Annotated in this window: 4 protein-coding genes; all 4 read right to left on the reverse strand. The window is 36.8% G+C overall.

The annotated features are described in order from the left end of the window. Positions 1-8: 8 nt before the first annotated feature. Positions 9-326, reverse strand: a complete 318-nt coding sequence (locus tag AACY93_RS13390; RefSeq protein WP_040491884.1) for a DUF3467 domain-containing protein — start codon at positions 324-326, stop codon at positions 9-11. Positions 327-406: 80 nt separating this feature from the next. Beyond that, positions 407-4708 carry a DNA-directed RNA polymerase subunit beta' gene (gene rpoC, locus AACY93_RS13395; protein ID WP_007649503.1) on the reverse strand — a complete coding sequence of 1434 codons (4302 nt, stop codon included), beginning with the start codon at positions 4706-4708 and terminating at the stop codon, positions 407-409. A gap of 90 nt (positions 4709-4798) precedes the next feature. Continuing rightward, on the reverse strand, positions 4799-8611 hold the full coding sequence (gene rpoB, locus AACY93_RS13400) for a DNA-directed RNA polymerase subunit beta (protein ID WP_007649504.1): 3813 nt from the start codon (positions 8609-8611) through the stop codon (positions 4799-4801). Positions 8612-8735: 124 nt separating this feature from the next. Next, positions 8736-9110 (reverse strand): 50S ribosomal protein L7/L12, encoded by a 375-nt coding sequence (rplL, locus tag AACY93_RS13405; protein WP_007649505.1) that lies wholly within the window; start codon positions 9108-9110, stop codon positions 8736-8738. Between the last annotated feature and the right edge of the window lie 16 nt (positions 9111-9126).

The raw sequence follows: 9126 nt of genomic DNA on the forward strand, positions 1-9126 counted from the left end.
GTCTTATTTTAAGCCTCTCCTGTTGGCCCAAAATTTAATGGAATTGGAGGTTGCTCGTAATCTTTAATTTCACCATGAGCATGCTCAAACTTGTTAACGTTATCACCCAAAGCTTTAAGCAAACGCTTGGCATGTTGTGGTGTTAAAATAATTCTGGATTTAACCTTGCTTTTTGGGGTTCCTGGCATGATGCTTACAAAATCTATCACAAATTCTGATACGGAATGATTGATAATAGCCAAGTTGGAATAGGTTCCTTCGGCCACTTTTTCATCCAGTTCTATGTTAATCTGTCCTGGTTTTTTTTGATTCTTTTCGTCTGACATAATCTGTTAAGTTTTAAACAAAGAATCCTGCAATAGCAGGATTCTTTTAATTATTTATTTTTAAATGAATACACAAAACATTAATTGTAATTAACTTCTTGTTTTGCTTGCATCATTTCATCGAATTCTTCTTTAGAACCAACAATTATGTTCTCATATGTTCTCATACCTGTTCCTGCTGGAATTCTATGACCTACAATAACATTTTCTTTTAGTCCTTCCAATTCATCTACTTTACCATTTACAGCTGCTTCGTTAAGTACTTTTGTTGTTTCCTGGAACGATGCTGCAGAAATAAACGATTTTGTTTGTAACGATGCTCTGGTAATACCTTGTAAAATTGGTGTTGCAGTAGCTGGTTGTGCATCTCTGGCAACAATAAGGTTCTTATCTTCTCTACGAAGAATAGAGTTCTCATCTCTCAATTCACGAGGTGAAATTATCTGTCCTGGTTTAATAGTTGCGGAATCTCCTGCATCTTCAACCACTTTCATTCCAAATACTTCGTCATTTTCTTCAATGAAATCTGATTTGTGAACTAATTGGTCTTCTAAGAATGTGGTATCTCCAGAGTCGATTATTCTTACTTTACGCATCATTTGTCTAACTACAACCTCAAAGTGCTTATCGTTAATTTTCACACCTTGTAAACGGTAAACTTCTTGAACTTCATTTACCAAATATTGTTGTACTGCTGAAGGTCCTTTAATATCCAAGATATCATTTGGAGTTATAGATCCATCTGATAAAGGCATACCTGCTTTAATAAAATCGTTTTCTTGTACAAGAATTTGATTTGATAACTTAACAAGGTATTTTTTAACTTCACCTAATTTAGATTCCACTATAATCTCTCTATTACCTCTTTTGATTTTTCCAAAAGAAATCACACCATCAATAGCACTTACTACTGCTGGATTGGAAGGGTTACGTGCTTCAAACAATTCTGTTACACGTGGTAAACCTCCTGTAATATCTCCAGATTTAGCAGACTTACGTGGGATTTTAACTAAAATTTTACCAACTTTAATTTTATCGCCATCGTCAATCATTAAATGCGCTCCAACCGGTAAGTTGTAAGAACGTATGGTCTCTCCTTTTGAATCTTCAATATGAAGCGTTGGGATTAACTTTTTATTTCTGGATTCAGAAATTACTTTTTCTTGGAAACCTGTTTGCTCATCTATTTCTACTTGGTACGTAATACCTTGTTCAATATTTTCGTAGCGTACTTTTCCAGCAAATTCTGAAATAATTACTCCGTTATATGGATCCCAAGAACATACAACATCTCCTTTTTTAACTTCATCGCCATTCTTCACATAAATAGAAGATCCGTAAGGAATGTTATTGGTACTTAAAACAATACCTGTTTTCTTATCTACCAATTTAAGCTCAGAAGTACGGGAAATAACAATGTTTACTTGTTCACCCTGACTGTTTTCACCTTTTACGGTTTTTAAATCGTCAATTTCTGCTATACCATCAAACTTAACGGTTAGCTTGTTTTCTTCAGAAATGTTTCCTGCAATTCCACCTACGTGGAACGTACGCAATGTTAACTGTGTACCAGGTTCTCCAATAGATTGAGCTGCCACAACACCTACTGCTTCTCCAAGTTGTACCATTTTGTTGGTAGCCAAATTACGGCCATAACATTTGGCACAAATACCTTGTTTTGCTTCACAGGTTAATGGTGAACGTACTTCTACTGTTTCAAGTGGAGAGTCTTCAATAGATTTGGCTGTTGCTTCATCTATTAGTTCTCCTGAGGCCACAAGTAATTCGTCTGTTAATGGATTATATACATCATTTAAAGAAATTCTTCCTATAATTCTATCTTGTAAAGACTCTACAACTTCATCATTTTTCTTTAATGGCGTTACTTCCACACCTCTAAGGGTTCCACAATCTTCGCTATTAACAATAACGTCTTGTGAAACATCCACCAAACGACGTGTTAAATAACCCGCATCTGCTGTTTTAAGAGCTGTATCTGCAAGACCTTTACGAGCACCATGCGTAGAAATAAAGTATTCTAAAATAGATAGACCTTCTTTAAAGTTGGAGAGAATTGGGTTTTCGATAATCTCGCCTCCTCCAGCATTGGATTTCTTAGGTTTTGCCATCAATCCACGCATACCTGTAAGCTGACGGATCTGTTCTTTGGATCCACGAGCACCAGAATCAAGCATCATATACACCGAATTAAACCCTTGTTGGTCTTCACGAATACGTTTCATGGACAACTCGGTCAACTCAGCATTGGTTGAAGTCCAGATATCGATAACTTGGTTATAACGCTCATTGTTGGTTATAAGTCCCATGTTATAGTTGGCCATAATACCATCTACCTGCTTGTTAGCGCTAGCAATCATATCATGCTTTTCTGGTGGTATGATAATATCTCCTAAACTGAACGATAATCCACCTTTAAAGGCGAAATTATATCCTAAGCTTTTAATTTCATCAAGAAACTCTGCCGTTTCTGGAACAGAAGTTACTTTTAAAATATCACCAATAATGTTTCTCAATGATTTTTTGGTAAGTACTTCGTTAATGTATCCAGCAGCATGAGGTACGTTTTGATTGAACAATACACGTCCTACTGTTGTAGGAATAATTTGCAATGTTAATTCGCCTTCCTCGTTAAAGTCGTAAGTTCTTACTTTAATGGATGCATTTAAGTCCACACGCTTTTCATTGTAGGCAATAACCACCTCTTCTGGTGAATAGAACGTTAATCCTTCACCTTTGATTTGTACATCTTTGGTAGATTTACGCTCTTTGGTCATATAGTAAAGACCAAGTACCATATCCTGAGAAGGTACAGCTACAGGAGAACCATTTGCAGGGTTTAAGATATTGTGGGAAGCCAACATTAATAATTGAGATTCCAAAATAGCTTCTGGTCCCAACGGCAAGTGTACTGCCATTTGATCCCCATCGAAATCGGCATTAAAAGCAGTTGTTACAAGTGGGTGTAACTGAATGGCTTTTCCTTCTATCAATTTAGGTTGGAATGCTTGAATTCCTAATCTGTGTAAGGTAGGAGCACGATTTAAAAGCACTGGATGTCCTTTTAAAACATTCTCTAAAATGTCCCAAACCACAGGTTCTCTTCTATCTATAATTTTCTTTGCAGATTTTACTGTTTTTACTATACCTCTCTCTATTAATTTTCTTATAACAAAAGGTTTGTAAAGTTCAGCTGCCATGTTTTTTGGCAATCCACATTCGTATAATTTTAATTCTGGTCCAACAACAATTACCGAACGAGCAGAATAGTCCACACGTTTTCCTAATAAGTTTTGACGGAAACGACCTTGTTTCCCTTTTAATGAATCTGAAAGTGATTTTAAAGGTCTGTTTGAATCTGTTTTAACTGCTGATGACTTACGTGTGTTATCGAATAGCGAATCTACAGATTCCTGCAACATACGCTTTTCGTTACGTAAAATAACTTCTGGTGCTTTTATTTCAACAAGTCTTTTAAGACGGTTGTTTCTAATAATCACACGTCGGTATAAGTCGTTTAAATCTGAGGTAGCAAAACGACCACCATCAAGAGGCACCAAGGGACGTAATTCCGGTGGAATGATTGGAATGACTTTCATGATCATCCATTCTGGACGATTTTCCCTATTTTCGTTTGATTCACGAAGGGCTTCCACTACTTGTAACCTTTTTAAAGCTTCGGTTTTACGTTGTTTAGATGTTTCTGTGTTTGCTTTATGACGTAATTCAAACGACAAACTGTCTAAATCAATTCTTGCCAATAAATCTATTAAACACTCAGCTCCCATTTTAGCAATAAACTTGTTAGGATCTGAATCTTCAAGGTATTGGTTTTCTTTTGGAAGGGTTTCCAGAATGTTCAAATATTCTTCTTCCGTTAAGAAATCCATTTTTTGCAAAGGTTCTCCTTCTGCATTATTTGCAATACCTGGTTGAATAACTACGTAACGTTCGTAGTAAATTATCATATCCAGTTTTTTAGATGGTAATCCTAAAAGGTAACCTATTTTATTTGGTAACGAACGGAAATACCAGATATGCGCAACAGGAACAACCAAATTAATATGTCCTACACGATCTCTACGTACTTTCTTTTCTGTTACTTCCACACCACAACGGTCGCAAATAATACCTTTGTAGCGAATTCTTTTATATTTTCCACAAGCACACTCGTAATCCTTAACAGGACCAAAAATACGCTCACAGAATAAACCATCACGTTCTGGTTTATGAGTTCGATAATTGATAGTTTCTGGCTTTAGGACTTCACCTCGAGATTCTGCTAAAATAGATTCTGGTGATGCTAAACCAATGGAGATTTTATTAAATCTCTGTACTGTATTCTTATCTTGTTTTCTTGCCATCTTTTATGTTTTTAGTATGGAGAGCCCGCGAGCTCTCCTTACATACAACGCTTGTTTTAATTGGGACAGTTGCGAATTGTCCTCTCGAAATTACTCTTCTAATCTAATGTCCAGTCCTAATCCTTTCAATTCGTGCATAAGTACGTTGAAAGATTCTGGTAATCCAGGTTCTGGCATTGGTTCACCTTTTACAATACTTTCATAAGTTTTAGCTCTACCAATAACATCATCAGATTTCACGGTCAATATTTCTCTTAATGTTGCAGATGCACCATATGCTTCTAATGCCCAAACTTCCATCTCTCCAAAACGTTGTCCTCCAAATTGTGCTTTACCACCAAGAGGTTGTTGTGTAATCAATGAGTAAGGTCCTATAGAACGTGCGTGCATTTTATCGTCAACCATATGTCCTAATTTTAACATATAGATCACTCCAACTGTTGCAGGTTGGTCAAAACGATCTCCTGTTCCACCATCATAAAGATAGGTGTGTCCAAATCTTGGAATTCCAGCTTCATCTGTAAATTTATTGATTTGGTCTAGAGATGCACCATCAAAAATTGGGGTTGCGTAGGTACGCCCTAACTTTTGTCCAGCCCAACCAAGAACCGTTTCGTAAATCTGCCCAATGTTCATACGGGAAGGTACACCTAATGGGTTTAGAACTATGTCCACAGGCGTTCCATCTTCTAGGAATGGCATATCTTCTTGACGTACTATTCGAGCAACAATACCTTTGTTACCATGACGTCCTGCCATTTTATCTCCAACTTTTAGTTTACGTTTTTTAGCTATGTAAACTTTAGCTAATTTTATAATACCTGCTGGTAACTCGTCTCCAACAGAAATGGTAAACTTCTCACGACGCAAAGATCCTTGTAAATCGTTTTCCTTAATCTTGTAGTTATGGATCAAGTCGGCTACCAGTTTATTGGTATAATCGTCTGTTGTCCATACTCCTGTGGTTAAATGTGTATAATCATCTACGGCATTTAACATTTTAAGGGTGTACTTTTTACCTTTTGGCAATACTTCTTCACCTAGATCATTATAGACACCTTGAGCTGTTTTACCTCCAACGATTGCAAAAAGTTTTTCAACTAAAACTTCCTTTAAATCGTCGAATTTTTTATCGTAGATACCCTCAAGTTGTGCAATATCTTCTTTATCTTTTGCACGCTTACGTTTATCTTTTACTGCACGAGCAAATAATTTTTTATCTATTACCACACCATTTAATGAAGGTGATGCTTTTAAAGAGGCATCTTTAACATCTCCTGCTTTATCACCAAAAATAGCTCGTAATAGTTTTTCTTCAGGAGTTGGATCGCTTTCACCTTTTGGTGTAATTTTTCCAATAAGAATATCTCCTGGTTTTACTTCAGCACCAATACGGATCATTCCATTTTCGTCAAGGTCTTTGGTAGCCTCTTCAGAAACGTTAGGAATATCGTTGGTAAGCTCTTCGTTTCCTAATTTGGTATCTCTCACTTCAAGAGAATACTCATCAATATGGATGGATGTAAAGATATCTTCGCGAACTACTTTTTCAGAAATTACAATCGCATCCTCAAAGTTATACCCTTTCCAAGGCATGAAGGCTACTTTCATATTTCTTCCTAAGGCCAATTCTCCTTTTTGAGTTGCATAACCTTCACATAGCACTTGCCCTTTAACAACTTTATCTCCTTTTTCTACAATGGGTTTTAAGTTGATGGATGTTCCTTGGTTGGTTTTTCTGAACTTAATTAAAGGGTAGGTTTTAACATCGCTATCAAAACTTACTTTTGCCTCGTCTTCTGTTCTATCATACTTGATAGTGATCTCGTTGGCATCTACATACTCTACCACTCCATTTCCTTCAGCATTGATCAATACACGGGAATCTGAAGCTACTTGTCTTTCCAGTCCGGTTCCAACAATAGGAGCTTGAGGACGTAATAAAGGGACAGCTTGACGCATCATGTTAGATCCCATCAAGGCTCTGTTTGCATCATCATGTTCCAAGAAAGGAATTAAGGATGCCGAAATGGAAGCAATTTGGTTTGGTGCAACATCTGTATAATGAACTTGGCTTGGTTCCACAACAGGAAAATCGCCTTCCATTCTGGCAATTACCTTATCGTGAAGAATTTTACCAGTATCATCTACCTTAACGGTTGCTTGAGCGATCATTTGCTCTTCTTCTTCTTCTGCACTTAAGTAAACAGGTTCTCCTTTAATATCTACAACACCATCTGTTACCTTTCTATAAGGTGTTTCAATGAATCCCATGGAATTCACTTTAGCATAAACAGAAAGTGAAGAAATAAGACCAATGTTTGGACCCTCTGGAGTCTCAATTGGACAAAGTCTTCCGTAATGTGTATAGTGAACGTCACGAACCTCGAAACCTGCTCTCTCACGTGATAAACCACCTGGTCCCAGAGCCGATAAACGACGTTTGTGGGTTATCTCTGCCAATGGGTTTGTTTGATCCATGAACTGAGATAATTGGTTGGTTCCAAAGAATGAATTAATAACAGACGATAAAGTCTTGGCATTAATTAAGTCTATTGGCGTAAATACTTCGTTATCACGAACGTTCATACGCTCACGAATGGTACGCGCCATACGTGCTAAACCAACACCAAATTGAGATGACAATTGTTCACCTACTGTACGTACACGACGGTTGGATAAGTGATCGATATCGTCAATCTCTGCTTTGGAATTAATAAGCTCGATTAAATATTTTATAATGGTAATGATATCTTCTTTGGTAAGTACTTGCTTATCCATTCCAATATCCAAACCTAATTTTTTGTTCATTCTGTAACGACCTACTTCCCCTAAAGAGTAACGTTGGTCTGAAAAGAATAATTTATCAATGATACCACGTGCTGTTTCCTCATCTGGCGGCTCAGCATTACGCAGTTGTCTGTATATGTGTTCAACAGCTTCTTTTTCAGAGTTTGTTGGATCTTTTTGTAAGGTGTTGTGGATAATGGCATAGTCACCTTGTTGCGCGCTTTCTTTGTGTAAAAGAATGGTTTTTACGCTTGTTTCAAGGATTTCCTCAATATTGTCTTTATCTAAAACAGTATCACGATCCAGAACTATTTCGTTTCTTTCAATGGATACTACCTCACCAGTGTCTTCATCTACAAAATCTTCATGCCATGTATTAAGGACACGAGCTGCAAGTTTACGCCCTAGAACCTTTTTTAATCCAGCTTTTGAAACTTTTACTTCTTCAGCAAGGTCAAATATTTCAAGAATGTCTTTGTCACGCTCAAAACCAATAGCTCTAAATAATGTTGTTACAGGTAATTTTTTCTTACGATCGATATAGGCATACATAACAGAGTTAATGTCTGTTGCGAACTCAATCCAAGAGCCTTTGAAAGGAATAACTCTTGCAGAATATAATTTAGTTCCATTTGCGTGGAAAGATTGTCCAAAAAACACACCAGGAGAACGATGTAATTGAGAAACCACAACACGTTCTGCACCATTGATACAAAACGTACCAGAAGGTGTCATGTAAGGGATGGTACCTAAATACACATCTTGAACAATGGTCTCGAAATCCTCATGTTCAGGGTCTGTACAGTACAGTTTTAATCTAGCCTTAAGTGGAACGCTATATGTAAGTCCTCTTTCAATACATTCTTCAATGGTATATCTAGGTGGATCGATAAAGTAATCTAAAAATTCTAAAACAAATTGATTACGTGTGTCTGTTATTGGGAAATTTTCCATGAAGGTGTTATAAAGACCTTCATTACCTCTTTCTTCTGATTTAGTTTCTAACTGGAAAAAATCCTGAAAGGATTTAATCTGAATATCCATGAAATCTGGATATTCTGTTCTATTGATAATAGACGAGAAGTTTAATCTTTCAGCTTGTGTTACTAACATCAATGGACGGAATTTTGATTAAAAAAAAATGTTTGTTATAGCCTACTGGCTATATACGACAAATGGTCTAGGTCTTAGAGAGCGTTCTCCAGACCTAAACCTTTGTTAATTTTGGGTGTTAAGCTTACTTAAGCTCAACCTCAGCTCCAGCTTCCTCTAAAGATGCTTTTAAAGCTTCTGCTTCATCTTTAGAAACTCCTTCTTTGATTGGGCTTGGTGCACCATCAACTAATTCTTTAGCTTCTTTTAATCCTAAACCAGTTAATTCTTTAACCAATTTAACTACTGCTAATTTAGAAGCACCAGCTGCTTTAAGGATAACATCAAATTCTGTTTGCTCTTCTGCAGCGTCTCCACCACCAGCAACAGGACCAGCCATAGCTACAGCAGCAGCTGCAGGCTCGATACCATACTCATCTTTTAATATAGTTGCTAACTCGTTTACTTCTTTTACTGTTAAGTTAACCAATTGTTCTGCGAAATCTTTTAAATCTGCCATTTTCTATCGTTTTTAA

Source organism: uncultured Xanthomarina sp., from assembly GCF_963971605.1.
In the GTDB taxonomy this organism is placed as follows: domain Bacteria; phylum Bacteroidota; class Bacteroidia; order Flavobacteriales; family Flavobacteriaceae; genus Xanthomarina; species Xanthomarina gelatinilytica.

Coding starts and splice junctions, on each gene's coding strand:
- AACY93_RS13390 (WP_040491884.1), bottom strand. CDS start 326: ATGTCAGACGAAAAGAATCAAAAAAAACCAGGACAGATTAACATAGAA.
- rpoC (WP_007649503.1), bottom strand. CDS start 4,708: ATGGCAAGAAAACAAGATAAGAATACAGTACAGAGATTTAATAAAATC.
- rpoB (WP_007649504.1), bottom strand. CDS start 8,611: ATGTTAGTAACACAAGCTGAAAGATTAAACTTCTCGTCTATTATCAAT.
- rplL (WP_007649505.1), bottom strand. CDS start 9,110: ATGGCAGATTTAAAAGATTTCGCAGAACAATTGGTTAACTTAACAGTA.